Annotated in this window: 17 protein-coding genes; 4 read left to right on the top strand and 13 right to left on the bottom strand. The window is 69.4% G+C overall.

What is annotated here, in order from left to right:
- Positions 1-53 precede the first annotated feature (53 nt).
- The 13 genes from HRC28_RS03835 to HRC28_RS03775 all read right to left on the bottom strand — a co-directional run bounded on the left by HRC28_RS03835 (position 54) and on the right by HRC28_RS03775 (position 20,919).
- Positions 54-1,166, bottom strand: coding sequence for a uroporphyrinogen-III synthase (locus HRC28_RS03835; protein WP_182378865.1), 1,113 nt, complete (start codon positions 1,164-1,166; stop codon positions 54-56).
- Positions 1,163-1,573 carry a nitrite reductase small subunit NirD gene (gene nirD / locus HRC28_RS03830; protein WP_182378864.1) on the bottom strand — a complete coding sequence of 137 codons (411 nt, stop codon included), beginning with the start codon at positions 1,571-1,573 and terminating at the stop codon, positions 1,163-1,165. Before nirD ends, HRC28_RS03835 begins: the two co-directional genes overlap by 4 nt.
- Positions 1,573-4,149, bottom strand: coding sequence for a nitrite reductase large subunit NirB (gene nirB / locus HRC28_RS03825; protein WP_182378863.1), 2,577 nt, complete (start codon positions 4,147-4,149; stop codon positions 1,573-1,575). Before nirB ends, nirD begins: the two co-directional genes overlap by 1 nt.
- Before the next feature lies 1 nt (position 4,150).
- Positions 4,151-5,707, bottom strand: a complete 1,557-nt coding sequence (locus tag HRC28_RS03820) for an FAD-dependent oxidoreductase (RefSeq protein ID WP_182378862.1) — start codon at positions 5,705-5,707, stop codon at positions 4,151-4,153.
- Positions 5,708-5,873: 166 nt separating this feature from the next.
- Positions 5,874-7,940, bottom strand: coding sequence for a molybdopterin oxidoreductase family protein (locus HRC28_RS03815; protein ID WP_182378861.1), 2,067 nt, complete (start codon positions 7,938-7,940; stop codon positions 5,874-5,876).
- A gap of 100 nt (positions 7,941-8,040) precedes the next feature.
- Positions 8,041-9,624: a nitrate/nitrite transporter gene (locus tag HRC28_RS03810; protein WP_182378860.1), complete on the bottom strand. Its 1,584-nt coding sequence runs from the start codon at positions 9,622-9,624 to the stop codon at positions 8,041-8,043.
- 144 nt (positions 9,625-9,768) lie between these two features.
- Complete coding sequence (locus HRC28_RS03805; protein ID WP_182378859.1) at positions 9,769-10,317, bottom strand: GNAT family N-acetyltransferase; 549 nt, start codon at positions 10,315-10,317, stop codon at positions 9,769-9,771.
- Positions 10,314-12,359 carry a penicillin acylase family protein gene (locus tag HRC28_RS03800; RefSeq protein WP_182378858.1) on the bottom strand — a complete coding sequence of 682 codons (2,046 nt, stop codon included), beginning with the start codon at positions 12,357-12,359 and terminating at the stop codon, positions 10,314-10,316. Before HRC28_RS03800 ends, HRC28_RS03805 begins: the two co-directional genes overlap by 4 nt.
- Positions 12,356-14,719 carry a GNAT family N-acetyltransferase gene (locus HRC28_RS03795; protein ID WP_182378857.1) on the bottom strand — a complete coding sequence of 788 codons (2,364 nt, stop codon included), beginning with the start codon at positions 14,717-14,719 and terminating at the stop codon, positions 12,356-12,358. Before HRC28_RS03795 ends, HRC28_RS03800 begins: the two co-directional genes overlap by 4 nt.
- On the bottom strand, positions 14,716-16,080 hold the full coding sequence (locus HRC28_RS03790; protein ID WP_182378856.1) for a SidA/IucD/PvdA family monooxygenase: 1,365 nt from the start codon (positions 16,078-16,080) through the stop codon (positions 14,716-14,718). The genes HRC28_RS03795 and HRC28_RS03790 overlap by 4 nt, the downstream gene beginning before the upstream one ends.
- Positions 16,077-17,549, bottom strand: a complete 1,473-nt coding sequence (locus HRC28_RS03785; RefSeq protein ID WP_182378855.1) for an aspartate aminotransferase family protein — start codon at positions 17,547-17,549, stop codon at positions 16,077-16,079. The genes HRC28_RS03790 and HRC28_RS03785 overlap by 4 nt, the downstream gene beginning before the upstream one ends.
- Before the next feature lie 112 nt (positions 17,550-17,661).
- Positions 17,662-19,122, bottom strand: a complete 1,461-nt coding sequence (locus tag HRC28_RS03780) for an alkaline phosphatase PhoX (protein ID WP_182378854.1) — start codon at positions 19,120-19,122, stop codon at positions 17,662-17,664.
- Between the two features lie 99 nt (positions 19,123-19,221).
- A complete protein-coding gene (locus tag HRC28_RS03775) occupies positions 19,222-20,919 on the bottom strand; it encodes a hypothetical protein (RefSeq protein WP_182378853.1) in 1,698 nt (565 codons plus the stop codon).
- A gap of 227 nt (positions 20,920-21,146) precedes the next feature.
- On the opposite strand from HRC28_RS03775, the gene HRC28_RS03770 reads away from it, so the two are divergent.
- The 4 genes from HRC28_RS03770 to HRC28_RS03755 all read left to right on the top strand — a co-directional run bounded on the left by HRC28_RS03770 (position 21,147) and on the right by HRC28_RS03755 (position 26,745).
- Complete coding sequence (locus HRC28_RS03770; protein WP_202033215.1) at positions 21,147-21,533, top strand: DUF485 domain-containing protein; 387 nt, start codon at positions 21,147-21,149, stop codon at positions 21,531-21,533.
- Positions 21,533-23,164, top strand: coding sequence for a cation acetate symporter (locus tag HRC28_RS03765; RefSeq protein WP_182378852.1), 1,632 nt, complete (start codon positions 21,533-21,535; stop codon positions 23,162-23,164). The genes HRC28_RS03770 and HRC28_RS03765 overlap by 1 nt, the downstream gene beginning before the upstream one ends.
- Positions 23,165-23,269: 105 nt before the next feature.
- Positions 23,270-25,267, top strand: coding sequence for an acetate--CoA ligase (gene acs / locus HRC28_RS03760; protein ID WP_182378851.1), 1,998 nt, complete (start codon positions 23,270-23,272; stop codon positions 25,265-25,267).
- 26 nt (positions 25,268-25,293) lie between these two features.
- A complete protein-coding gene (locus HRC28_RS03755) occupies positions 25,294-26,745 on the top strand; it encodes a protein adenylyltransferase SelO (protein WP_182378850.1) in 1,452 nt (483 codons plus the stop codon).
- Positions 26,746-26,755: the final 10 nt, after the last annotated feature.

The raw sequence follows: 26,755 nt of genomic DNA, 5'->3' as shown, positions 1-26,755 counted from the left end.
CTTCGAGGCAGAAACCCCCGCACCTCGTGTGAGAAACCCACGCACCTCGCGCATCACGACGACACCGCCAGGCGGTAGCCGCGCTTCACGACGGTCTGGATGCAGCGGGTGCCGATGGCGGCACGGAGGCGGGCGACGGCCATCTCGACGGCGTGTTCGGAGCCGGCGGTGCCCGACGGCAGGGAGACCAGGAGGTCGCGGCGGGAGACGACCGTGCCGGGGTTGACCAGGAGCGCCGCCAGGACGGCGTACGGCGCCGGGGAGAGCTTGATCTCGACGCCATCGAGGAGCACGTCGTCGCCGTGCAGCAGCAGCGTGTGGCCAGCGACTTCGAGCGACGTGCCGGTCGCGCGCGACGGGAGCTCGATCTCGAGCTGCTTGACCATCGCCGCGAGGCGGAACCGCTCGGGATAGATCGACGGGACGCCCCACATCTCGAAGGCGGCGGCGGTCACGGGACCGATGCAGGACGCGATCACGTCGGCCTGGAAGGCGGTGATCACCTCGTCGCGGTGACCGGTCGTCCCCGCGGCATCCATCAGCGCAGCGATGGCGGGCGCGGCGGTGAACGTGACGGCGTGCACGCGGCGCTCGGCGATCTGCTCGATCAGGCCGAACATGGGCTCCGGGTCATCCGCGCCCTCGACGCGGTAGACGGCAACGGTGGTGACCTCGGCGCCGAGGCGCCGCAGCGCGTGCGCGGCCATCGACAGCGACTGGCCGTGCTCCTGCACCACGATCCGCAAACCGTTCAGGTCCCGGCCGCGCAGATGCCCGAGCACGTCCTCGAACGCCTCGGACTCCGGTGCCCACAACTCGCGCAGGCCGGAGCGGCGCAGGGCGCCGACGCTCTTCGGGCCGCGCGCGAGGATCTCGGCCTTGTCGAGGTGGGCCAGAAGCTCAGCCTGCAGACCCCAGCGCTCGGACGCGGCGAACCACGACTTCAGGCCGATGCCCGTCGTCGCCACGAAGATGTCGACGGGCTGCGACAGCACGTCCTTGGTGGCCGCGAGCAGGCCGACCTCATCGATCCGGTTGGGATCGACCGACAGCGCCGGCGCATGCACCACCGTGGCGCCACGCCGCTCCAGCAGCGTGATCTGCTCCTCGGCGCGCCGGGCGGCGGTGACGCCGATCCGGAATCCGGAGAGCGGCAGGTCGGTCATGTAGCGATTGTCCCCCGTTGTGCCCCCACAGCGACAACCCCGTCGATGACCCGGACGTCGTACGTCGGCACGGAGACCTCGGCATTGTCGAGGCAGATGCCGGTCCGGAGGTCGAACGGCTGCTTCAACAGCGGGCTCGCGACGAAGGGCACCTGCTCCTCGACACCGTCGACGACGACCGTCTTGGTCCCGACGATGCCGCGCGACAGCACGGACGCCTTGCCGAACGGGTCGAAGTTCGACAGTGCGTAGACCTCGTCGTCGTACGTCCGGAAGACGGCGACGGCCTCCCCCGCGACGAGCGCGGTCACGCCGGACTCCTTGCGGATCTGATCAAGGCGACACACCACGGTGTCGATGGTCTCGAGGGTCTCGACAGGCTCGACCAACGGGTGCGTTTCGGTCATCACGGGGCTCCCACAGGAATCGTGCTGCCCAGCGACACCGGGCCGTCGGTGAGCTCGGCCTGGATCTGGCCGCGCTCCTCACGGAAGGTGATGTTGGGGTCGGGCGTACCGGGCGCGTTGACGAAGGACACGAACCGGGCGAGCTTTGCCGGGTCCTCGATGGTCGCCTTCCACTCGTCGAAGTACGAGTCGACGTGCTTCGACATGGCGTCCTCGAGCTCGACGCCGAGGCCCAGCGCGTCGTCGACGACGACCTCGCGGACCCGCTCCAGGCCACCGATGGCGTCCATCCAGGGGGCCGTGCGCTGGAGGCGGTCGGCCGTGCGGATGTAGTACATGAGGAACCGGTCGAGGTACTTGATCAGGGTCGCGGTGTCCAGGTCTCCCGCGAGCAGCTGGGCGTGCGCGGGGATCGCGCCGCCGTTGCCGCCGACGTAGAGGTTCCAGCCCTTCTCCGTCGCGATGACACCGAAGTCCTTGCCGCGGGCCTCGGCGCACTCACGGGCGCAACCGGAAACTCCACCCTTGAGCTTGTGGGGCGAACGCAGGCCGCGGTAGCGCAGCTCGAGCTCGATGGCCAGGCCGACCGAGTCCTGCACGCCGTAACGACACCAGGTCGAACCGACGCAGGACTTCACCGTGCGCAGGGACTTGCCGTAGGCGTGGCCGGACTCCATGCCGGCGTCGACCAGCTGCTTCCAGATCGCCGGCAGGTCCTCCATCCGGGCGCCGAACAGGTCGATCCGCTGGCCACCGGTGATCTTCGTGTAGAGACCGAACTCCTTGGCGACCTGACCGATCACGATCAGCTTGTCCGGGGTGATCTCGCCGCCGGGGATGCGCGGAACGACGGAGTAGGTGCCGTTCTTCTGCAGGTTGGCGAGATAGGCGTCGTTGGTGTCCTGCAGCGTGACGTTGCTGCTGTCGAGGACGTGGTGGTTGAGCAGGCTCGCGAGGACGGAAGCGACGGCAGGCTTGCAGATGTCACACCCGCGCCCCCGACCGTGGCCCTCGATGATGTCGTCGAACCGGTTGTAGCCGTGGACCGCGACGACGTCGAAGAGCTCCTGGCGGGTCATCGCGAAGTGCTCACACAGCGACTTGTCGACGACCTTGCCGGTGGCGGCGAAGTGGTCCTCGACGATCTTCTTCACGACCGTCTTGCAGGACCCGCAGGTGGATCCGGCCTTCGTGCACTTGGTGACACAACCCGCGTCACTGCACGGACCGCCGTCGTTGAGCGTCGCCTCGTCGGAGACGGCCGCCACGATGTCGCCCTTGGTGACGTTGTTGCACGAGCAGATCTGCGCGGTGTCCGGCAGGCCCAGGTCAATGCCGCCGCCGCGACCGGCCGGGAGGATCAGCTCCTCCGGGTTGGCCGGGAGCTCCATGCCGCTGCCGACCATCGGACGCAGCGAGCCGTAGGCCGACGCGTCGCCGACCAGGATGCCGCCGAGCAGCTCGTAACCGCCGGTGGCGTTCTCGGCCACGACGAGCTTCTTGTAGATGCCGGCCACCGCGTCGGCGAAGACCAGCTCGAGGGCGTCCTCCGTCGTGGCGAACGCGTCACCGAAGGACGCGACGTCCACACCGAGGAGCTTGAGCTTGGTCGACATGTCGGCGCCGAGGAACTGGCCCTCGCCACCGAGCAGTTGGTCGACAACGACCTCGGCCATCGAGTAGCCGGGAGCGACCAGGCCGTACATCCGGCCACCGGGGGCGGCGCACTCGCCGATCGCCCAGACGTGCTCGTCGGAGGTGCGGCAGTCCTCGTTGACCAGGACGCCGCCACGCTCGGCGATGTCGAGGCCGGCCTCGCGGGCGATCAGGTCACGCGGACGGATACCGGCGGAGAAGATGACGATGTCGAGGGGAAGGGTGTCCGCGTCCTTGAACTTGATGCCGCTGACGTTGCCGTCTGCATCACCATCGATCAGCTCGGTCATCACTCCGGTGTGGATGGAGAGGCCGAGGTCCTCGACGTGGCGCTTGAGCGTGGCACCGCCCGCCTCGTCGATCTGGACGGCCATCAGGCGCGGCGCCATCTCGACGACGTGCGTCTTCACGCCGAGCTGGTGCAGCGCGTTGGCGGCCTCCAGCCCGAGCAGGCCACCACCGATGACAGCACCGGCCTTGGCGGTCTTGCTCGCCTCGCGGATCGCCTCGAGGTCCTCGATGGTCCGGTAGACGAACACGTTGCCGAGGTCCTTGCCGGGCACCGGCGGGACGAACGGCGCGGCACCCGTGGCGAGCACCAGCTCGTCATAGGCGAAGGCCGTGCCGTTGGCGAGGGTCACGGTCTGCGCGGTGGCGTCCATCGCCACGACCTCGGACTCGAGGTGCAACGAGACCCGCGGGTCGTCGTACACGCCCTCGGGGAGGTAGGACAGCGCCTGGGCGCCGACCTCGAAGAAGGAGGTCAGGGCAACGCGGTCGTACGCCGGCCGCGGCTCCTCGCCCAGCACGATGATGTCGTAGGTCTCGGTGAGCCCACGCTCGATCGCGGCCTGCACGAATCGGTGGCCGACCATGCCGTGGCCGACGACGACAAGTTGCTTCCTGAGGTGCGGTGCCATCTCAAGATCCCTTCTGGGAGGTTGCCAGGGCCGGACGACTGCCGAGCAGTTGCCGGACCGTTGGGGCACAACCACCGCAGCCGGTGGTCGCACGAGTGGTGTCACGTGCCTGCTCAAAGGACGAGCAGGCCCGGATCCGACCGGCGGAGACGCCCGCACAGGCGCACACCTCCGCGTCGTCGGGCAGGGTGAGGGCGACGCTGCCCTCGTCCCCGGAACGTTCGGGCATCAGCAGGTTCCCGGGCTCGTGAGGGCCCAGGACCGTCTGACGGTCGAAGTGCTGGGTGATCAGGCCGACCCGCGAGAGGTCGCCGACCAGGGTGGCCGCAACGATCCGGCCGTCGCGGACGACGAGGCGGCGGTGCGAGCCGGAGATCGGGTTCGAGACCTCGACGACCTCGCCGCCGGCGGCGATCTCGCGCTCTGCGTCCCCGAGGACGGCGACGTCGAGGTCGGTGGCCCGGAGGCGAGCGACGATCCGGCTGCCGTCGTACTTCACGGCCTCGTCGCAGAGGATCCCCGCGAGGATCCCGGCCTGCTCCCAGGCGGGCGGCACGAAACCGGTGGTCCGGCCGTCGTGCTCGACGCAGTCGCCCAGGGCGTGGACGTTGGAGTCGGTGACGCTCGCGAGCCGGTCGTCGACGACGATCCCGCGGCGGACCTCGAGCCCGCAGCCGCGGGCCAGCGCGGTCGAGGGGCGACCGCCGGCGGTGAGCACGAGCAGGTCGGTGTCGAGGTTGAAGCCGTTGTCGAGGCGCAGGGCGACCTTGCCGGGGTTGCGGGGCAGCGGGTCCAGGACGCGGACGGCGCCGATGCCGGACAGGCCCGGCGTCGCCGGCTCGTCAGGTGAGTGCAGGCGTACGGCGCGGGCGCCGGTGTAGACCGAGACGCCGAGCTTCTTCAGGTCGCGGCTCAGGATCTTGCCGGCCGCGGTGTTGATCTGCTGGTGCAGCAGGTGCTCACCACCCTCGACGATCTCTGTGTCGAGGCCGCGGGCACCAAGTGCCCGGGCGACCTGCAGGCCGAGCAGTCCGCCACCGACGACGACCGCGCGCTTGTTGATCGGGCCCTGGTCGTCGATCGCCTCGATCGCCTCGACCAGGCCCTCGCAGTCCGAGAGCGAGCGGAAGGCGTGCACCGACGGGTGCAGCGACCCGTCCATCCGCACCAGCCCGCGGATCGGCGGAAGCGTGGGGATGGAGCCGGTCGCCAGCACCAGGACGTCGTACTCGATCAGGGTGCCGTCGACGAGCATGACGTCCTTGAGCTCGCGCTCGACGGTGAGGACGCGCGCGCCGAGGCGGAGGTCGACACCGTTGTCGGCGTACCACTCCGGCGAGCGCAGCGTGAGGGCCTCCGGTCGGTGCGTCCCCTCGAGGACAGCCGACAGCAGGATCCGGTTGTACGGCGCCACCGGCTCGTCGCCCAGGACGGTGATGTCCATCGTGGCGGTCGCGTTGCGCGCCACCAGCTCCTCGATCAGCCGGGTGGTGGCCATGCCGGAGCCGACGACGACGAGCCGCTTGCGCGGCTGGTCGGGGCGGTGGCTCTCGGGCATGTCTCCATGGTCGACGGGCGAGGTTTCACGGCGCGGTCGTCGTGTTGCACCCCGAGGTCAACTACTTCTCACAACCTCACGTGCCTCACGACATCACGGCGTGAGCGGCGTCACGACCGTGTTAACACCCGGTGGCTGAGGTGCGAGCGCAGTGAGCCTCGGAACCTCAGACCAGCACCTCGGCCGCACACACCTTGAACTCCGGCATCCGGCTGGACGGGTCGAGGGCGTCATTGGTGAGCCGGTTCGCGCCGACCCAGTGGAACGGGATGAAGACCGTGTCAGGGCGGATCGTGGTGACCACCCGGGCCGGCGCCTTCATCTCGCCGCGACGGGTCCGGACGATGACCGGTTCGCCGTCGTGCGCGCCGATCCGGTCGGCGAGCATCGGGTGCATCTCGACGAACGCACCCTCGTCAGTGAGCGAACGGATCCGACGGGTCTGGGCGCCGGACTGGTACTGCGCGAGCACCCGTCCCGTCGTCAGGTGGATCGGGTACGACGCGTCGGGCTGCTCCGCGGCGCCGACGAACTCCTGCGCCAGGAACCGCGCGCGGCCGTTCGGGGTGGCGAAGGCGTCGGTGAACATCCGTGGGGTGCCGGGGTGGACCGGCTCGCCCTCGGCGACCGCCGGACAGGGCCAGAACACGCCCTTCTCCGCGGTGATCCGCTCATAGGTGATGCCCGAGTAGTCGGCCTTCGCGCCCACCGTGGCACGGCCGAGTTCCGCGAAGATCTCCTCCGGATCGACCGAGAACTCCACCGGTGAATCGAGGCGTTCGGCGAGCCCCGCGATCACATCGAGGTCGCTCTTCACGCCCGTCGGCGGCGCGATCGCCTTGTTGCGCAGGATCACCCGGCCCTCGAGGTTCGTCATGGTGCCGGACTCCTCGGCCCACTGCGTGATCGGAAGGACGACGTCCGCGAGTGCAGCGGTCTCGGACATCACGATGTCGCAGACGACGAGCAGGTCGAGCGACTCGAGTCGCTGCGTGATGTGGGTGGCCTTCGGGGCCGAGACCACGATGTTGGAGCCGAACACGAGCATGGCCTTCGGGCCGCCGCCGTCGCCCAGCGAATCCAGCAGTTCGTAAGCCGACTTGCCCTTGCCTGGCAGGGATTCCGGCTCCACGCCCCACACCGCGGCGACGTGCGCGCGGGCGGCCGGGTCGTCGATCATCCGGTAACCCGGAAGCTGGTCGGCCTTCTGGCCGTGCTCGCGGCCGCCCTGCCCGTTGCCCTGTCCGGTGAGGCAGCCGTAGCCGGCGTACTCCTTGCCGGGCATGCCGAGGGCGAGGGCGATGTTGATCCAGGAGAGCACCGTGGCGGTGCCCTGCGCGTGCTGCTCGGCACCGCGGGCGGTCAGGATCATCACGCGCCCGGCGCCGGCGAGCAGGTCGACGAGCGCACGCAGTTCGGAGGTCGCAACGCCGGTGGTGCGCTCGACGCGCTCGGGCCACCACGCGGAGACGGAGCGACGGACCTCGTCGAAGCCGGTGGTGCGGGCGGCGACGTACTCCTCGTCGATCGCACCCTGGGCGTCGAGCAGGTGCAGCGCACCCAACGCGAGGGCGAGGTCGGTGCCGGGGACCGGCTGCAGGAAGAGGTCGGCGCGCTCGGCGGTGCTGGTGAAGCGCGGGTCGATCACGACGACCTTGCCGCCGCGCTCGCGCAGGCGGTCGAGGTGGCGGGCGGCCGGCGGCATCGTCTCGGCCATGTTGGAGCCGACCAGCACGACGACATCGGTCTGCTCGATGTCGGCGAGGGGGAACGGCAGGCCGCGGTCGACGCCGAACGCCTGGTTGCCGGCGCTGGCCGCCGAACTCATGCACCAGCGGCCGTTGTAGTCGATCTGACTGGTGCCGAGCGCGACCCGGGCGAACTTGCCGAGCTGGTAGGCCTTCTCGTTGGTGAGGCCCCCGCCGCCGAAGATCGAGACCGCGTCCTTGCCGTGGTCGGCCTGCAGGGTGCGGATCTTGTCGGCGATGACGTCGAGCGCCTCGTCCCAGCTGGCGGCCCGAAGTTCACCGGTGGCGCGGTCCCGGATGGCCGGGGTGGTGAGCCGTTCGCGGCTACCGCGCAGCTCGCCGGAGGTCCAGCCCTTGCGGCACATCGCGCCCTCGTTGACCGGGAACTCCTCCCAGGCGCTGATCTCGATGCCGACCCGACCCTTCGGGGCAACCTTCATTCCGCACTGGAGGCTGCAGTAGGGACAGTGGGTCGTGACGCTCATGGTGCTCCTAGTATCGCGCTTGCCGAACGGCGAACGCACCTGACGAAAGTGTCGCGAATCCGGGGATTCGACGACACTTCCGTCAGGTGCGACCGGTGGATCAGACTCCGACGTACCCGGTGTCCGCCTTGGCACCCGTGCGCTTGCGCAGGTAGACGGCCCAGGTGACGACCGCACACACCACGTAGAACGCCGCGAAGATCGTGAACGCGTTCTTGGTCGCAGCGAGCGGCTCGCTCACCCAGGGGCTGTTGAACGTGATCGGGATCAGGAAGCCGCCGATCGCGCCGACCGCTCCGATGATGCCGATCGCGGCCGAGGCCTTCTTGGCCTGGCTGACGAGGGAGAACTCGCGCTCCGGGCTGCCCTCGGCGGTGCCGCGGATCGCGTCCTTGCGGAAGATCGCCGGGATCATCTTGTACGTCGACCCGTTGCCGATGCCGCTGAACACGAAGACCAGCAGGAAGGCACCGAGGAAGAACGGGAAGATGTCCTGGTTGGACTCGATCGCCGCACGCACCGGCTCGGGGAACTGGAACGCGGCCGGGTCCTTCGCGATCTCGGCGAGCTTGGCCTTGTCCGGCGGGGGCGGCAGCGTGGTCAGCTTGCTGAGCGTGAACAGCACCAGCAGCGTCGAGGCGATCATGCCGCTGAAGGCAACGAGCGTGATCCGCGCGCCGCCGTACTTGTCAGCGAGCCAGCCACCGAACGGGCGGGCCATCGACCCGACGAGGGCACCGAGGAACGCGTAGAAGGCGAAGTTGATGCCGATGCCCTCGATGGACGGCAGGGGCTGGCGCCAGAAGTTGACCTTGATCAGCAGCGGCATCGCGGCGGAGTAGCCGATGAACGAGCCGAAGGTGCCGATGTAGAGGAACGACATGATCCAGGTCTGCTTCTCCTTCAGGACCACGAGCTGCTCACGGGGGTTGGACTTCGCACCCTCGAGGTTGTCCATGAAGAAGTACGCCGCGATGGTGGCGACGATGGCGAGACCGGCGTACACGAACGCCGCACGCTCGAGGTGGATGCCACCCTCGCTGGCCTTCACGATGCCGAAGATGCCGGCGCCGCCGACGATCACGGGCAGGAAGAACTGGATCAGCGAGACGCCCAGGTTGCCGCCAGCGGCGTTGAGGCCGAGCGCAGCACCCTTCTTGTCAGCGGGGTAGAAGAAGTTGATGTTGGCCATCGAGCTGGCGAAGTTGCCGCCACCGAAGCCGGCCGTCGCGGCGATCACGCAGAACACCCAGTACGGCGTGTCCGGGTTGGTGACGGCGAAGGCGAAGCCGAGGGTCGGGACGAGCAGCAGCGCAGCGCTGGCCATCGTCCAGTTGCGGCCACCGAACTTGGGCACCGCCAGGGTGTAGGGCACCCGCAGCAGCGAACCGACGAGGTTCGGGATGGCGATCAGGAAGAACAGCTGCTCGACCGTGAAGGTGAAGCCCTGGGCCAGCAGGAAGGCGGAGCTGACGCTCCAGATCAGCCAGACCGAGAAGCCGAGGTGCTCGGCGAAGATCGACCAGATCAGGTTGCGCTTGGCGATCGGGGCGCCGGTGGACGCCCAGAACTCGGGGTCTTCCGGGCGCCAGTCCTCGATCCACCGCCCGGAACGGTGGCTCTTGGTGGGTGTCGGCGTGCCGACGCCAGAGGCGTCGGGGCCGGTGTTGGTGGTCAGTGTCATCGTCGGGCTCCTGGCGGACAGGGGTCGGATACTGATGTCGATCCTGTGGCCCGCTCGTTTCGCCTCGACGTTTCCGCGAGTTTCATTTCGTCAACTCATTCTCACAGCCTCACCGACCTCACGGGCTCTCCGGCGTGGGCCAGGTCACTGTTGGGGTCGCGGCACCCCAGCGAGCTCCAGCGCTCGCGCCCGGTCGATGAAGAAGAACTGAGCCGGCTTCTCGCTGATGCTCGTCTTCAGGTCGACCAGCGGGCCACGCTCGGCGCCCAGCCGCTCCATCAGCGCGATCGAGGGGGCGTTGCGGGCGTCGGGCTCGAGCACCAGTCGCTGGCAGCCGGGCAGGTGCGCGACGAAGTCGAAGCCGGCCGCAATCACCTCAGCGGTCCGACCGGCGCGCGCCCGGTCACCGGCGAGGAGCAGGTGGATCCCCACGTCGCCGGGGCGGCGGTCGTACCACTCGCCGATCTCGTCGACCGCCGGGTCGTAGGTCTGGAGGAGGCCGACCGGGTGGTTGTCGAGTTCGAGGACGTACGCCGCCAGGTGAGCCTGCTCGTCGATGTAGGTGTAGATCTCGGCCACGTCCTCCTCGGCGAGGTCACCCATGCCCCAGAAGGCGGCGCGGGGCTCGGTGACCCAGCCGTGCAGTAGAGGGATGTCGGCGTCGGGGTCGACAGGGCGGATGGTCACGGTCATCGGTCTTCTCCTCGTGGTGCGGGGCCGGTCAGCGGCAGGGTGCCGCCGGCGGCCCAGGTCTGTTGCTGGTCGTGGTGGTGGGGCGAGACCGGGTTGCCCGAGGCACCGAGGGGCACCACCCAGCGACTGTCGCCGGCGAGATCCCAGACGAACCGGGCCACGGGTCCGTGGACGCACGGCCCGATCCCGCCGAGGGCCCGGGTGGCGAGCACGCAGTCCTCGTCGCCGGCGAGATACGGCATCGGCGCCGCAGATCCGGCCGGGGCAGCGAGACCGAACTGTTCGTGCGGCGTCAGGGGTACGGCGACGTGCCGGGTCCCCCATGCGGAGGGCTCGGGTTGGTGGGCGACCTGGTCGAGTGCAGCGGCGACGACCTGGAGGGGGTCCACGCCCAGTGGCTTGTCCGCGAGGAGCAGGCTCGGCAGGGCCAACCGGATCCGCCCGCGCAGGTCGAACCAGGGTGCGAACAGGTCGCCGTACGGACTGCTGTCGACGCCGTCGAGGACCGGCGCCGCGGCGAAACCGTCAACGGCGGCTGCGCGCACGGCGGCGAAGAGAGCGGCGTCCACGCTGTCGGACGCCATCTCGCGATCCCAGCCCAGGAGCCGGGTGCGGAGCGCGTCGGCCGGGCCGTCGAGGTCGACGAGTTGGGCGATCGTGTCCAGGAGCGCGGCTCCTGCGGTCTGCTTCACGTCGGCGAGCACGCTGGCCAGGGCCTCGGGGGTGAGCGGTCCGCTGGCCGCGAGTTGCGTGAGGCGCTCGCGGATCCGGTCGGCACGGAACGGCCGCGCGAAGTCGTCCCCGATCCGGGCGAACTCGGGGGTCGCCCGGTCATTGGCACTCACCAGGATCGATCCGGTCGTGCTCGGGAGGTCCGTGACCCAGGTGGGGACGAAGTGCGCCGGTTTCTTGGTCGAAGTGCGCCGGTTTCTTGGTCGAGGTGCGCCGGTTGCGCGTTCCGGGACCCGCCCGACGACCCGGTGCTCCACGTGGCCGGTGGTGTCGGCGACCATCAGGTTGTTGACCGGCGCGACCCAGCCGTCGAAGGCGGCGGTGACGTCGGCAGCGGTCCGTGAGCGCAGCAGCGGCAGGATCGCGTCGAGCCCGAGATCGCCCAGCACGGAGGGCGGCGTACGAAGGCTGACGGCAACGTCCGCGTCGGGGCCGCCGAGGATCACCGGGCCACGGTCGGTGACGAGGACCTCGACCTCGTGGGCTTCGAAGGTCTCGTCTCCCGTCCGCACGCGCACCAGCTCGACGCGGCGGGCGACGGGCGCCCAGCCGGCGGTTCCGCGGGCGAGGACGGCATCTCCGCGGCGGACCAGGTCTTCGTCGTACACGTCATCGGTGTCGGCCACCGCGTTGGTGATGCCCCAGGCGACGGAGCCGGCGTGGCCGAAGTGCTGGATGCCGGGTACGCCGACGAAGGTCAGGCCGCTGACGTCGAACGCGTCGTCTGGGTCGGTGCAGACCAGGCGGACCTGGGCGTAGCAGCCCGGCGCCTCGATCACTCGGTGCGGATCACCGACGACGATCGGCAGCCCACTCTCCGTGAGCGTTCCGGAGACGGCGAACGCGTTGCTGCCGCCCGGCAGGCCCTCGGTGCGGAACAGGTCGATGCACTCGGCGGCCTCGGGACCGGCGGTGTCGAGGACGTGGTCGCGCCAGAGCTTGCTCGGAAAGGTGGAGAACAGCAGGTGCTGGGTGGCGAAGACGGCCAGCGGTGTCCACACCTCCCATTTGCGCGAGAGGACCTCGTTGAGCCCGTCGACGTACGCGCTGAAGAAGGCGGCGCTCTCCTCCGACAACGCCGCGTACGCACGTCGCGCGGTGTCGACGATCAGCGCGCGCCGCGCCAGCAGGTCCCATTCGAGTGCCGCGGGACCGAACACCTCGGCGCACGTCCCGCTCGCCCGGCGTCGTTCGACCTCGAGCTGCCACGGTCGGTCCTCGGCCGTCGCGCGCCCCTGCTCGCGGGCGAGCTCGAGGACCGATCCGGCCTGCACGTGCGGGATCCCCCAGGCGTCACGGGTGATCGTCACCGGGCCACCGGGTTGCGGAGCGTGCCGGCGAAGATCAGCGACTGCGACTGGTCGGTGATGTCGACCATCTGCAGGGTGTTGCGCAACTGGAGCCGGTTGAGGCAGCTGTGCCGGAACCGCTCAGCCAACAGGTCGTAGCGCGCGGCTGCCTCCGCGAGCTCGGGATGGTCGGCCAGGTGCTCGGTGATCGTGTCGCGCGCGATCGCCCAGAACTCCTCCTCGGCCAGCATCCCGTCCTCGTCGAGGATCGCCGCAACGAACCGCAACACACCGTCGAAAACGTCGGTGTGGACGGCGAGCGGCTTCATGTCCTCCGGTACGGCGACGCGGATCCGCTCGATCTCCGCCGGCAACTCCACACCGGTTCCTGAGCCTGTCGAAGGGCCCATCACGGCGACCTCCTCGCCGATGTCCTTCATGAACGCACCGACCGGCACGTGGTCGCGCAGCTTGAGCAGCAGGTTCTCGCCGTGCGGCATGAACGCCAGGTCGTAGGCGTAGAGGCAGTGCACGAGCGGCCGCAGGTAGGCCCGCAGGTAGGAACGCACCCAGGTCGCCGCGTCCACGGGCGACGACTTGATCCAGGCCGTGATCAGCGCGTCGCCGTCCGCGTCGCGGTGCAACAGCGCCGCCATCGTGGACAACTGCTCACCCTCGCCAGCACGGGGCACCGGGCTCTCACGCCACAGCGCTGCGATCATCTTGCGGTACGGCGACGGCGCGGCCGTGCGGTGGAACGCATCGCCGGTGTAGCCGATCGCCGCGACCTCGCGAAGCACCTCGAAGCCATTCGCGCGGAGCTCCTCATCGGAGTGCACAACGGACGCGACCCAGTCGTTGATCGCCGGCGTCACCGCCATGTAGGCAGGGGAAAGTCCCCGCACGAAGCCCATGTTCTGGATCGCCAGCGCCGTCTTCACGTAGTGGCGTTCGGGCCGGCTGGTGTTGAAGAACGTGCGGATCGACTGCTGTGCGCGGTAGTCGTCGTCACCGGTGCCGAGATGCACGAGATCACGCCGTGCGACATCCGGCGCGAACGTGATCGCGAGCTTGTTAGTCCACTGCCACGGGTGCACGGGGAGGAGCAGGTACGCCGCAGGGTCGAGGCCGAGGTGGCGCAGTCGACCGTCGAAGGATGCGCGGACCTCGGGGGCCAGCTCGCCGTCGTACAAGGTCTGCTCGGTCTCGCCCTCGCCGAGCGAGAGGTGGCTGAGGTCGCGGCGGGCGGCGACCCAGTGCAGCCGGATCGCCGAACCGGTCTCGGGCGCGAACGCGCGGTAGTCGTCGAGGCCGAAGCCGATCCGCCCGTTGTTGGCGACGAAGGCCGGGTGGCCTTCGGTCATCGCCGACTCGAGGTCCTGGTAGCCGGCGTCGACGAGGTCGCGCACCGGCACCTGGCGATGCGCCAGCTTCCACGCGGTCGAGGCGAGGGTCGAGGCGATCTCCTCGAGGTACGTCGGCAGCAGGTTGTCCGGAATCCCCAGCACCGGCGCCAGTTCTGCGATGAACTCCTGCGCGTCGGGCGCGGCCGGAGTCCCGTCGATGGTCCGCTCGATCGACGCGGCGTCGACGACCCAGTGCTCCAGCGCGTACACCCGCGCCGTGAAGCGGTACGACGACCGGTCGGTCTCGACGCGCCAGGTGCCGTCGTCCAGCGACTCGGGCGCCAGCAGCCGTTCATGGCTGAACTCGCCGAGCGCCTTGGCCACCAGATGGCGTTGCGCGCGGTCCATGAACTCGGGCGTCAGGTGGTCGGCGTGGCCACGCACCAACCGAATTTGTCGTGAATCCGTTGCTGTGGCGGCAAATTCGGTAGTTGCGACCTTCACCAGGTCGGGGTGGTTCCAGTCCGCCCGCGGGCAGACGGACAGCATCGAGGTCTTGCCCGGCATCGGGATCTCGCGGAGTTCGGTGAAGCCGGCCGCGACGTTCTTCGCCCGGATGGCGGTGTTGCGGGCGTCGGGTTCGACGACGATCCGGTCGACGGACGGGTCGGCGAAGCAGAAGGCCAGCACTGCGTCGAAGATCTTCGTGGTCAACCCGGGCACGGGCGCGCCAACGGGCGGCGCGACGAGCACGTGCATCCCGCCGTCGCCGTCCTGCAGTTCGGGGAGCCCGGCAAGGCCTTCGGCATGAGCCGGGTCGTAGGTCTCGACCAGGAACGCAGGCCGGCCACCGACGCGGCCCAGGAAGGCGTCGTGGTGCGGGTTCGCGGCGATACCGGCGTACTCGGCGCGCACGTCCTCGACGGACGCGTCCTGCATCATCCAGTAGACCGAGCGGGGGTGGGTGACCCACGCGTGCAGGAGCTCGAGGTCGCGGGACAGGTCGAGCGGTTCGATGGTGATGTCGTGGGTCATCGTGCAGCGCTCCTCAGGTGGTCGGGGACGCCGAAGGTCTGGACGGCGATCCGCTTCTCGATCGGGTAGGCCTCGCGGCCGAGCAGCGCGGCGATGATCACCGAGTTGCGGTACGGGCCCATGCCGAGGTCAGGGGCCAACAGCGAGTGCGTGTGCTCCTCAGCGTTCTGCACGAAGATCTCGCCGCCGGCGATGTCGACGGAGTAGTCCCCCGCGACGTCGTACCGACCCCGCTCGTCGAGCCGGATCCGGTCGCGGACCCCGCCCAGGAAGGAGGGTGCGGTCGACGCGTAGCCGGTCGCCAGCACCAGTCCCCCGGTGCGCAGCGAGAACTCCTCGCCGGTCTCGACGTGCAGCAGGTCGAGCTCGCTGACAGCGCCGTCGCGGCGCGAACCGCGCACCTCGGTGTTGGTGATCAGCGTCGTGCGCGGACCGTCGCCGGTCACCCGCTGCTGGTAGTGCAGGTCGAAGATCGCATCGACCAGTTCGGCGCTGATCCCCTTGAAGAGGTGCCGCTGCTCGCGGGCCAGCCGATCACGCGTCTCCAGCGGCAACGACCGGTGATAGGCGCCGTACTCCGGCGACGTCATCTCGAGGGTGAGCTTCGTGTACTCCATCGGGAAGAACCGCGGGCTGCGCGTCAGCCAGGTCAGCGTGTAGCCGTGAGCCGGCGCCTCCGACAGCAGGTCGTAGTAGACCTCCGCGGCGCTCTGGCCGCTGCCGACGATCGTGATCGTCTCCTGCTGTTGCAGGGCGGCCTTGTGGGCGAGGTAGTCGGCGGAGTGGGTGACGACGGAGCCGGGGGTTTCGAGGCTCGCTGGCGCTCGCACCTCAACCACCGGGGGGCTCGCTGGCGCTCGCACCTCAACCACCGGGAGCAGGGCGTCGGGGACCCGTGGCGTCGTACCGATGCCCAGCACCAGCTTCCGCGCCCGGAACGCCTCACCGCTCCCGCTGTGGACGACGTACGACGACCCGTCGTGCTCGACGTTCGTGACCTGCTGGCCGAAGCGGACGCTGTCGAGGCGTTCGGCAGCCCAGCGGCAGTAGTCGTCGTACTCGCGGCGGAGCGGGTAGAAGTTCTCGCGGATGTAGAACGAGTAGAGGTTGCCGCTCTGCTTGAGGTAGTTCAGGAACGACCAGCGCGACGTGGGGTCGGCCATCGTGACGAGGTCGGCGAGGAACGGCACCTGCAACGTGGCGTCGTCGAGCAGCATGCCGGGGTGCCAGTCGAAACCGTCACGGGCTTCGAGGAACACACCGTCCAGGCCGTCCGAGGAACGCAGTGGGTCGGTCAGGCAGGCCAGGCCGAGGTTGAACGGGCCGAGGCCGATGGCCACGAAGTCGTGCACGACAGTCATCGCACGACCTCCACCGGAGCCAACGGCGGCTCGACGACGTGCTCCGGCGCGAGCCGGGCTCCCGTCGCCCGGACCAGGTCGAGCACGCCGACGATGTCGTCGGCGGTCGCCATCGGGTTGAGCAGGGTGACCTTGAGGTACTGGATGCCGTCGACCCGGGTGGCCGCGACCATCGCCGCACCGGAGTCGTAGAGGGCCTCGCGGATCGCGCGGTTGAGCGAGCCGAGGCCGTCTTCGTTCAGCACCACGTCGCGCGGGACGTAGCGGAAGACGAGGGTGCTGAGCTCGGGTGCGGCCGCGAACTGCAGGTCCGGCTCGTCCCGCAGCACGGCATGCACGGCGGCGGTCAGGTCGACCACCGCGTCGACGTACCCGCCGAGCAGCTCGGGGCCCATCGTGCGCAGCGTCAGCCACAACTTGAGGGCGTCGAAGCGGCGCGTGGTCTGCAGGCTCTTGTCGACCTGGTTCGGGTCGGTGGCCTCGCGCGGATTGAGGTAGTCGGCGTGCCAGGTCGCGGGCGACAGGGTGGTCCGGTCGCGGACGATGATCGCGCTCGAGGAGACCGGCTGGAAGAACGTCTTGTGGTAGTCGACGGTCACCGAGTCGGCGCGGTCGATGCCGTCCAGCATCGAGCGACGACGCGGCGAGATCAGCAGTCCGCCGCCGTAGGCCGCGTCGACGTGGAGCCACGCGTCGTACGCCAGCGCCAGGTCGGCGATCGCCGGAAGCGGGTCGATCGCACCGAAGTCGGTGGTGCCGGCGGTCGCGACGATCGCCATCGGGCGCAGGCCGAGGGCCGTGCAGGCAGCGAGGGAACGCTCGAGGGCGACCGGGTCCATCCGGTGGCGGGAGTCCGTGGGGACACTGACCACCGCTTCGTCGCCGAGACCGAGCAGCCGCGCGGACTTCTGCACGGAGAAGTGGCTGTCAGCCGACGCCAGGATCCGCAGCCGCTCGGCCGGGACGCGCTCGTGCCGGCCGCGGGCGAGCAGCAGGCCCTGCAGGTTGGACTGGCTGCCGCCGCTGGTGAAGACGCCGTCGGCGGCGGCGCCGAAACCGATCTTCTCGGCAGTCCACTCGATCAGCCGGCGTTCGATGTAGGTGCCACCGACGCTCTGGTCGAAGGTGTCGAGCGAGCTGTTGACCGAGGCGACGAAGAGCTCGGCCAGCAGCGCCGGTACGACGACCGGGCAGTTGAGGTGCGCGGCGTAGGTCGGCTCGTGGAACCACACCGCGTCGTCGAGCCAGAGCTGCGACATCTCGGAGAGCACCGCACCGACGTCGGAGAGCGGACTGGCCAGGTCGACCGCGGCGACGCGGGCGGCGGCGTCGGCGGGCTGGGCGCCGGTGGACGGACCGGCGACGGTGCGGAGCTGGCCGAGCAGGTGCTCGAGGCCGGCGCCGAGGGTCGCGGCGTAGTGGTCGGCGTGGGCAGGGTGGAACAGGTGGTGCAGAGGGAGCTGGGACACGGAGATCTCCTGTGATCCGAGAAGGTAAGCCTTACCTAATCAGATCACAGGAGACCGTGTCACTACGCCGCCGGGTGCAGAAGGTCACACTCGCCCAGGTCGCCCAGGTGGCTCAGCCGAGGTACTGCTCCCACGGACCCGTGATCGCCAGCGTGAGGCCCGGCGTCTGGATGTTCACGAACAGCACCTTGCCGTCCTCGGAGAACGTCGGCCCCGTGAACTCGGAGTCATTGAGCTGGTTGCGGGCGATCGCCTGGGCCGGCCCGTACGGCGTCGCGGACAGCACGTGCGAGGCGCCCACCCCGTCCTCGGCGAGCACCAGCGAACCCCACGGGGTGACCGTGACGTTGTCGGGGCTGTCGAAGGTGAGGTCGTTGAACTTCGGCGTGCCCTCGGTCTCGGTGGTCTCCTGGTGCGGCAAGTAGGTGACCAGCTGGATGGTCTCCGCGCCGTAGTCGTAGAACCAGACCATGCCGTCGTGCGGCACCGCGTCGGCGGGCAGGTCGCCGTCGGAGAAGGCGTAGGAGTTCACGACGTACACACCCTCGTCGGTGCCCCAGACGCCCTCGAACTTCTTGCCGCGGGTGACCTCGCCGTCCGCGAACTGCTTGCGGGTGGGGACCGTCCTCGCGTCGCGGTCCGGCACCGGGATCCAGCGCACCGGGAACGGCCGGCCGAGCTGTGCCGAGGTCAGGTACGCGACATCGGACAGCACCGAGCCGTCAGGCATCAGGATCTGCATTGCCTCGAGCACACCGGCGTCATCGGCCAGGTCGTCGGCGATGCCGGACTTGAGCCGGTGGCCGCGCTCAGCGGTCCAGCGGTAGAACAGCCCGTTCGGGCCCGAGGCGTCCTCGGACAGGAAGACGTGGCGGCGCGACTTGTCGATCGCGCAGGCCTCGTGGGCGTACCGACCGAACGCCTTGATCGGCTTCGGGTTGGTGCGGCCGTCGTGGAAGACCTCGAAGACGTAGCCGTGGTCCTTGGCGTACGTGCCGCTCTTGCCGTTGCCGCTCCACGACTTCCCGGCGCGGTCCTCGGTCTCCTCGCAGGTCAGCCAGGTGCCCCACGGCGTCGGGCCGCCGGCGCAGTTGGTCGACGTACCCGAGATGGCGACGAACTCGCCGAGGTTGCGCCCGTGCCGGTCGGTGCTGATGACCGTGCAGCCGCCTGCGTCGATCGCGCCTTCGTCGTAGACGGTGCCCTCGATGTGCGGGACACCGAGCGGGGAGCCGGCCTTGAGCTCGTGGTTCTGGATGAGCTGGTAGCGACCGCGTCCGGCCGAGAAGACGGCCGTACCGTCGTGGGCGTTGGGTGTCAGGCCACCCTCGTCGAGTCGGGTCACGCCGGCACGCGTGATGACCGAGTACGAGAAGCCGGCAGGCAGGGCGAGCAGGCCGGCCGGGTCGTCCTCGAGCGGCGGGAACGGGACCGGCCCACCACCCGGTCGGCCCGGGCGCTGGGGGGCGAGGCGGTTCGGCGTGGCATGGGCGAGCGAGGGCATCGCACCGGCAACGGCGAGGCCGGTGGCGGCGGCACCGCCGGCGATCATGGATCGACGGGAAGCAGTCATGACGGGGTCCTTCCGAGGGAGGCAGGGGGCAACCTCCTCAGCGAACAGCCGTCATGCAGCCAGCAGCCGACGCCCCGGTGAACGCCGGACGGACCCTTGTCAGCAGGCCGGGTAGCTCCCGCTGGCGTGCACGTAGGTGAACTTCGGGGCCGAACCCCAGGCCACCGCCGAACCAGCCGAGACGGACTGACGGGCGATCGTGTCGACCTCGCGGCTCGCGTCGATGCAACCGTCGAAGTTGGGCGTGAAGAGGGTGCCGATGTCCGGGCTGTTGCCGTACTTGCCGATGTAGTTCGGCATCGTCAGGTGCGTGTCGCGGACCGTCCAGGTGAAGCTTCCGGAGTCGCGGAGGCCCTTGCTGTCCTGGATCGTCACGGTGACCGTGAACGAACGGGACCGGATGTTCGACCGGCTGCTCGTCACGCTGGCAGCGTTGTGCGACACCGTGCCGCCGAGGGAGTGCGCACCCGCCCTGCCCACGCCCGAGGGCGCGCCGGAGACGGACACCACGCTCCAGCTGTCGCCGTCCGGATCGCTGCCCCCGACCGTGTAGGCGCCGCTGACGCGCTCGCCCGTGCTCTTCGAGCCGAGCGAGATCCGGGGTGCGCGGTTCGCCGCCTTGGTCGGCCGCGGGGCCGCGGCGGTCGGCTGGTCGACCGGGGTCGGCTCGGCTTCGTCCGGCAGGTCCGGGGTGACCACGTCCTCCGCCTTCTCGGCTTCGGGGATGTCCGGGATCGGCACGACCTCGCCTTTCCGGGCCAGGTCCGGCACTTCACGCCGGATCAGCGGGAGCGCAGCGGTGAAGGCCTCTTCGTGCCAGCCGGTGATGCGCGCGAGATAGTCAGCCGAGGGAACGGCCCCCTTGGGCAGCAGCGTCGTCCAGCTCACCTGACGGCTGCCGCCCGACGGAATCCTGAGCCGCCAGTAGACGACCGGATCGGCCTCGATCACCTTGCGGTCGGTCGGCTTGAAGTTCACCAGACCGACGTGGTCGGCCAACTGCTTCGGCACGACCTCGGTCCACAGGACCGTCATCGCCGCCTTCTTCGTGTTGGTGAGTACGACGGTCGACGACACCCGTGCACCGCTCAACAGGTAGGTCCGTTCGCTGCGCACGCCCTTGTCCACGTCGATCCCGCCGGTCACGGAGAGCGGCACGAAGTCGGCAGCCGGGATCGTCGTACTCGAACTGCGGTCGGCAGCATCCGGATCGTCGTCGCCACGGCCCAGGCCGGAGGCGAAGGCCGCACCACCGGCCAGCAGCACCACCACGACACCCACGGCCAGCAGGATCCGGCCGATCGGACGGGACTGTTCGGCTGCCTCGGCGTCGTCGTCGAGCGGCACGGTCGAGGGGCGCTTCACGGTGGTGGCTGCCAACGCCTCGTCGCCCGTCGCGACCTCGGCGGCCGGGCGACCGGCGACCTGGGCGGCCAGGCCCTCGACCGGCACCATGGCGGCGCGCAACTCGGTCAGGTCCGGCTCGTCGATCTTCCCGACCGCGAACGCCAGGACACCCAACGCCCAGGCGGCGCTCGTGGACTCCGTCGTACCTCGATCACGGGCAAGATCCCGCCCCAGGAGCCGGGTTGCCTGGGTGATCTCGGCGCCGTGTTCGACCTGGTTCAGGAGGCGCGCGAAGGTGCCCAGGCGCACGGCGTCGACCAGCAGATTGAGCTCGCCGCGCGTCGCCGCGTCCTCGGCGAGGAAGTCATCCAGGGCCGCGCGGAAGGAGTCGGCGTCGTCCAGTACGCCAGGTCCGGCCTGGTCGACCAGACGAGCAACTTCGTTGTGCATCCCCACGTTCAGGAAGCATTCCAGCCATCGGCTCCACGCGGACCCGAACACCGATTTCCGGCTGCTCGCGATGCCGTTCGTCGCGCCGCACCGACCGTTCGTCGACAACCCGTTCCCGTTGGGCGCGCGCCCGGACCGCACCCCTGCCGGTGTGACAGCGATCACTCCTAGCGTCGCAATGTCCGGCCGCAATCGCGGCCACCTGCAGCACACCAGGAGGTTTCGTCGTGACATCTGAAGTCGCCCCGCACGACCCGCACGAGGTGGCGTCACGCCACGATCCCGTCTACGACGAGTTGCACGCGTCGCCCGAATTCGCCGAGCTGCGTCGCCGCTACCGGGCCTTCGTCTTCCCCGCGACGATCGCGTTCCTCGCGTGGTACCTGCTCTACGTCGTCCTCTCCAACTGGGGCGGCGACTTCATGAGCCACAAGGTCTTCGGCAACATCAACGTGGCCCTGATCTTCGGCCTGATGCAGTTCGTGACGACCTTCGGACTCGCGTGGCTCTACAGCCGCTACTCCAACGCCAAGCTCGACCCGCTCGCCCGCGAGCTCGACGAGCGCTTCATCGCCCTGGCCGGCAAGTCGTCGCACGGAAGGACCCAGCACTGATGGACCACCAAGTACTCACCGCAGGGCTCTTCCTCAGCGTCGTCGCCCTGACCCTCTTCATCACCATCAAGGCCAGCCGTTCCAGCAGCGGCACCGAGGACTTCTACGCCGGCGGACGTTCGTTCTCCCCCATCCAGAACGGTCTCGCCATCGGCGGCGACTACATGTCGGCCGCGTCGTTCCTCGGTATCTCCGGCGTCATCGCGCTGGCCGGGTACGACGGGTTCCTCTACTCGATCGGCTTCCTCGTCGCCTGGCTCGTCGCGCTGCTCCTGGTCGCCGAGATGCTCCGGAACTCCGGACGCTTCACGATGGCCGACCAGCTGGCCTACCGGATGAAGCAGCGCCCGGTGCGCACCGCCGCGGCGACGTCCACGGTGGTCGTGTCGATCTTCTACCTGCTCGCACAGATGGTCGGCGCGGGCAGCCTGGTCGTCCTGTTGCTGGGCATCGACAAGGAGAACACCCTCGCCGTCAGTTCGGTGATCGCCGGTGTCGGCGCGCTGATGATCGTCTACGTGACGGTCGGTGGCATGAAGGGCACCACCTGGGTGCAGATCGTCAAGGCGGTCCTGCTCATGGTCGGCTCGGCCGTCATCGTCGTCCTGGTCCTGGCGAAGTTCGACTTCAACCTCTCCGAACTGCTCGGCGCGGCACAGTCGAACTCGGGCAAGGCTGGATTCCTGGAGCCGGGCCTGAAGTACGGCATCGACGCCACCCACAAGCTCGACTTCCTGAGCCTCGGCATCGCGCTGGTCCTCGGTACCGCGGGCCTGCCCCACATCCTGGTCCGCTTCTACACCGTCCCGACCTCGCGGGACGCCCGCAAGTCGGTGCTCTGGGCCATTGCCCTGATCGGCACGTTCTACCTGTTCACGCTGATCCTGGGCTTCGGTGCAGCCGCACTGCTCAACACCGCTGTCGGCAGCGATGTCGCCAACAGCGGCGGCAACCTCGCCTCACCGCTGCTTGCTGAAGCGGTCGGCGGTGGTGCCGGCTCAACGGGCGGCGCCATCCTCCTGGCGGTGATCTCGGCAGTCGCCTTCGCCACGATCCTTGCGGTCGTCGCCGGTCTGACGTTGACGTCGTCCACCTCGGTGGCACACGACATCTACAACTCGGTGATCCGCAAGGGCAAGGCCACCGAGGCCGAGGAGATCCGGGTGACGCGGTACGCCGCCGCCGGTCTCGGCGTGATCGCGATCGTGCTGGCCATCCCGGCCCGCAACCTCAACATCGCGTTCCTGGTCGGACTCGCCTTCGCCGTGGCGGCCTCGGCCAACCTGCCGGCGATCGTCTACAACATGTTCTGGCGACGCTTCAACACCCGTGGCGCCACCTGGAGCATCTACGGCGGCCTGATCTCCTGCATCACGCTCGTGATCTTCTCGCCGGTCGTCTCCGGCAAGGGTCTTGATGCAGCCGGCAAGAACCTGTCCCTGCTGCCCACCAGCATCGACATCTCGTGGTTCCCGCTGGAGAACCCTGGCCTGATCTCGATTCCGCTCGGCTTCTTCTTCGGCTGGCTCGGGTCGATCACGTCAAAGGAGCCCGCTGCCGAGGAGCGCTACACCGAGCTCGAGGTCCGCGCGCTCACCGGTGCAGGCGCCGAGCAGGCCGTCGTCCACTGACGGTTCGCCCCACGCAACCACGAAGCAACCCCTAGCGGGCACAGTTGGGGGTGCGGCAATGTGAGCCGCACCCCCAACGTGCCCCGAACGTCGAAAGGCCCGGTAGTGACCGACCACGAAGAGACCCTCGCCAACCTGTCGCGCGAGGAGCGCCGTTTCGAGCCTCCGGCCGACCTGGCTGCTGCCGCGAACGTGAAGGCCGATGCGTACGACGCCGCGAAGGCCGACCGCGAAGGCTTCTGGGCCGCCCAGGCCGACCGGTTGTCCTGGGCCACGAAGTGGGACCAGGTCCTCGACTGGTCGAACCCCCCGTTCGCGAAGTGGTTCGTGGGCGGCACGCTCAATGCGTCGTACAACTGTGTGGACCGGCACGTCGAGGCCGGCAACGGTGACCGGGTCGCGATCCACTGGGTCGGCGAGCCTCTCGATGACACGCGCGACATCACCTACCGCGAGCTGAAGGACGAGGTCTCGAAGGCCGCGAACGCGATCACCGAGCTCGGCATCGAGGCCGGTGACCGGGTCGCGATCTACCTGCCGATGATCCCCGAGGCGATCATCGCGATGCTGGCCTGCGCCCGCCTGGGCGCACCGCACACGGTCGTGTTCGGCGGCTTCTCCGCCGAGGCCCTCGCGTCCCGGATCGAGGACTGCGGCGCCAAGCTCGTCATCACCGCCGACGGCGGCTACCGCCGCGGTGCCCCCGCCGCACTCAAGCCGGCCGTGGACGAGGCGCTGGTCAAGATCGACAACGTCAACACGGCCATCGTGGAGAACGTGCTCGTGGTCCGTCGTACCGGCCAGGACGTGGAGTTCAACTCCGCGATCGACAACTGGTGGCACGAGGTCGTCGACGAGTCCTCGACCGACCACACCCCTGAGGCGTTCGACGCCGAGCACCCGCTCTACGTCATGTACACCTCCGGCACCACCGGCAAGCCGAAGGGGATCCTGCACACCACCGGCGGCTACCTCACCGGAGCCTCCTACACCCACAACGCGGTGTTCGACCTCAAGCCCGAGACCGACGTCTACTGGTGCACCGCCGACATCGGCTGGGTCACCGGCCACTCCTACATCGTCTACGGACCGCTGGCCAACGGCGTCACGCAGGTCGTCTACGAAGGCACCCCCGACGCCCCCGAACGCGGCCGGTGGTGGCAGATCATCCAGGACTACAAGGTCACGCTCTTCTACACCGCACCCACCGCGATCCGGTCCTTCATGAAGCAGGGCCGCGAGATCCCCGACAAGTTCGACATGTCCTCGCTGCGGATCCTCGGCTCGGTCGGCGAATCGATCAACCCCGAGGCCTACATCTGGTACCGCAACGTCATTGGTGGCGACCGCACCCCCGTGGTCGACACGTGGTGGCAGACCGAGACCGGGTCGGTGATGATCTCCCCGCTGCCCGGTGTGACCGCGGGCAAGCCCGGCTCGGCGATGACCGCGATCCCCGGCATCGACGCCGACGTCGTCGACGACGACGGCCACTCGGTCCCCAACGGCTCCGGTGGCTACCTCGTGATCACCTCCCCGTGGCCCTCCATGCTGCGCACCATCTGGGGCGACGACGACCGTTACGCAGAGACCTACTGGTCGCGGTTCCGGAAGGAAGGCTTCTACTTCGCCGGCGACGGTGCGAAGAAGGACGAGGACGGCGACATCTGGCTCCTTGGACGCGTCGACGACGTCATGAACGTGTCCGGCCACCGCCTCTCCACCACCGAGATCGAATCCGCACTGGTCTCGCACCCCAAGGTCGCCGAGTCCGCCGTCGTCGGGGCCAACGACCCCGACACCGGCCAGGCCGTGGTCGCCTACGTCATCCTCCGCGAGGAGTTCGAGGCGGCGGCGGCAGCAGACAACGCAGGCATCATCAAGGAGCTGTCCGACCACGTCCGCAAGGAGATCGGCCCGATCGCCAAGCCCCGGCAGATCATGATCGTCCCCGAGCTCCCCAAGACCCGCTCGGGCAAGATCATGCGCCGCCTCCTGAGGGACGTCGCCGAGGGCCGCACCGTCGGCGACACCCAGACCCTGGCCGACGCCTCGATCATGGACCTGATCTCCGCCGGCCAGACCACGTCGACGGACGAGTGATCGCCGGGGGTCCGTAGGCTCGAACCATGACCACGGCACTCCCCGGCGTCGCCACGCTCCAGGCGGACTTCGCGACCGCGCTGCCGGAGCTCGCCGTGCCCTGGCAGGCGGCCGCGACTCCGAGTCCCCGACTGCTCGTCCTCAACGAACCGCTCGCTGCCGAGCTGGGCCTCGCCCCGGAACGGCTCGGCAGCGCGGAGGGTCTCGGCCTGCTGACCGGGACCGAGCCGCCGACCGGGAGCACGCCGGTCGCGCAGGCCTATGCCGGCCACCAGTTCGGCGGCTTCACGAAGCTGGGCGACGGGCGGGCGCTGCTCCTGGGCGAGCTGACGGACACAGCAGGCAACCTGCGCGACGTCGCCCTCAAGGGCTCAGGTCGTACGCCCCACGCACGCGGCGGAGACGGGCTCGCAGCGGTCGGACCGATGCTCCGTGAGTACGTCGTCAGCGAGGCCATGCACGCCCTCGGCATTCCGACCACGCGCTCGCTCGCCGTGGTCGCCACCGGGCGCGATGTCCGTCGCGAGACCGTCCTGCCGGGCGCCGTACTGACCCGGATTGCGAGCAGCCACCTACGGGTCGGCTCCTTCCAGTACGCCCAGGGGATCCGTGACGACGACCTGCTGCGCCGGCTGGCCGACCACGCCATCGCGCGCCACTACCCGGAGGTCGCATCGGATCCGGAGCCGTACCTCGCCTTCTTCCGCGCCGTCGTGGCCGCGCAGGCCGACCTCATCGCGCGGTGGATGCTCGTCGGGTTCGTGCACGGCGTGATGAACACCGACAACATGACGATCTCGGGCGAGACCATCGACTACGGCCCGTGCGCCTTCCTCGACGTCTTCGAGCCGTCGACCGTCTTCAGTTCCATCGACAGCGGCGGGCGCTACGCCTACGCGAACCAGCCGGTGGCGGCCGAGTGGAACCTCGCCCGCTTCGCCGAAGCGCTACTCCCCCTGTTCGCCGATGACCGGGAGCGCGCCGTGGAGATCGCGAGCGAGGCGCTCGCGTCCTTCCGCACGGAGTACGACGCCGCGTGGTCCGCCGGCATGCTCGCCAAGCTGGGCCTGGCTCCCGCGGCGGACGCGCAGGGACTGGCCGCCGACGTGCTCGACCTGCTCAGCGCGAGCCACGTCGACCACACGACCTTCTGGCGCCACCTGGGTGCGGCTGCCCGGGGCGATGCCGAGCCGGTCCGCAGCCTCTTCCTCGACCTGCCGGCGATCGACGAGTGGCTCGGCCGGTGGCAGGCGCTGAACCCGGACGCCGACGCGATGGATCGGGTCAACCCGCTCTACATCGCCCGCAACCACCTGGTCGAGGAAGCGCTGGCTGCAGCCACGGACGGGGACCTCGGACCAGTGACCCAACTGGTCGACGCGGTCCGCGCACCGTTCACTGCGCGCCCCGGGCTGGCGCGGTTCGCGGAGCCGGCGCCCGACGACTTCGGCCAGTACCAGACCTTCTGCGGCACCTGAGGAGATCGAA

It is taken from the genome of Nocardioides sp. WS12 (genome assembly GCF_014108865.1).
Taxonomy (GTDB): domain Bacteria; phylum Actinomycetota; class Actinomycetes; order Propionibacteriales; family Nocardioidaceae; genus Nocardioides.
Note: the sequence above shows the minus strand (reverse complement) of the source record. Positions and strands in the feature narration are given on the sequence as shown.

Bases quoted from the DNA above. Each gene is read 5' to 3' on its own strand.
- HRC28_RS03835 (WP_182378865.1), bottom strand. From the start codon at position 1,166: ATGACCGACCTGCCGCTCTCCGGATTCCGGATCGGCGTCACCGCCGCC.
- nirD (WP_182378864.1), bottom strand. From the start codon at position 1,573: ATGACCGAAACGCACCCGTTGGTCGAGCCTGTCGAGACCCTCGAGACC.
- nirB (WP_182378863.1), bottom strand. From the start codon at position 4,149: ATGGCACCGCACCTCAGGAAGCAACTTGTCGTCGTCGGCCACGGCATG.
- HRC28_RS03820 (WP_182378862.1), bottom strand. From the start codon at position 5,707: ATGCCCGAGAGCCACCGCCCCGACCAGCCGCGCAAGCGGCTCGTCGTC.
- HRC28_RS03815 (WP_182378861.1), bottom strand. From the start codon at position 7,940: ATGAGCGTCACGACCCACTGTCCCTACTGCAGCCTCCAGTGCGGAATG.
- HRC28_RS03810 (WP_182378860.1), bottom strand. From the start codon at position 9,624: ATGACACTGACCACCAACACCGGCCCCGACGCCTCTGGCGTCGGCACG.
- HRC28_RS03805 (WP_182378859.1), bottom strand. From the start codon at position 10,317: ATGACCGTGACCATCCGCCCTGTCGACCCCGACGCCGACATCCCTCTA.
- HRC28_RS03795 (WP_182378857.1), bottom strand. From the start codon at position 14,719: ATGACCCACGACATCACCATCGAACCGCTCGACCTGTCCCGCGACCTC.
- HRC28_RS03790 (WP_182378856.1), bottom strand. From the start codon at position 16,080: ATGACTGTCGTGCACGACTTCGTGGCCATCGGCCTCGGCCCGTTCAAC.
- HRC28_RS03780 (WP_182378854.1), bottom strand. From the start codon at position 19,122: ATGACTGCTTCCCGTCGATCCATGATCGCCGGCGGTGCCGCCGCCACC.
- HRC28_RS03775 (WP_182378853.1), bottom strand. From the start codon at position 20,919: ATGCACAACGAAGTTGCTCGTCTGGTCGACCAGGCCGGACCTGGCGTA.
- HRC28_RS03765 (WP_182378852.1), top strand. From the start codon at position 21,533: ATGGACCACCAAGTACTCACCGCAGGGCTCTTCCTCAGCGTCGTCGCC.
- HRC28_RS03755 (WP_182378850.1), top strand. From the start codon at position 25,294: ATGACCACGGCACTCCCCGGCGTCGCCACGCTCCAGGCGGACTTCGCG.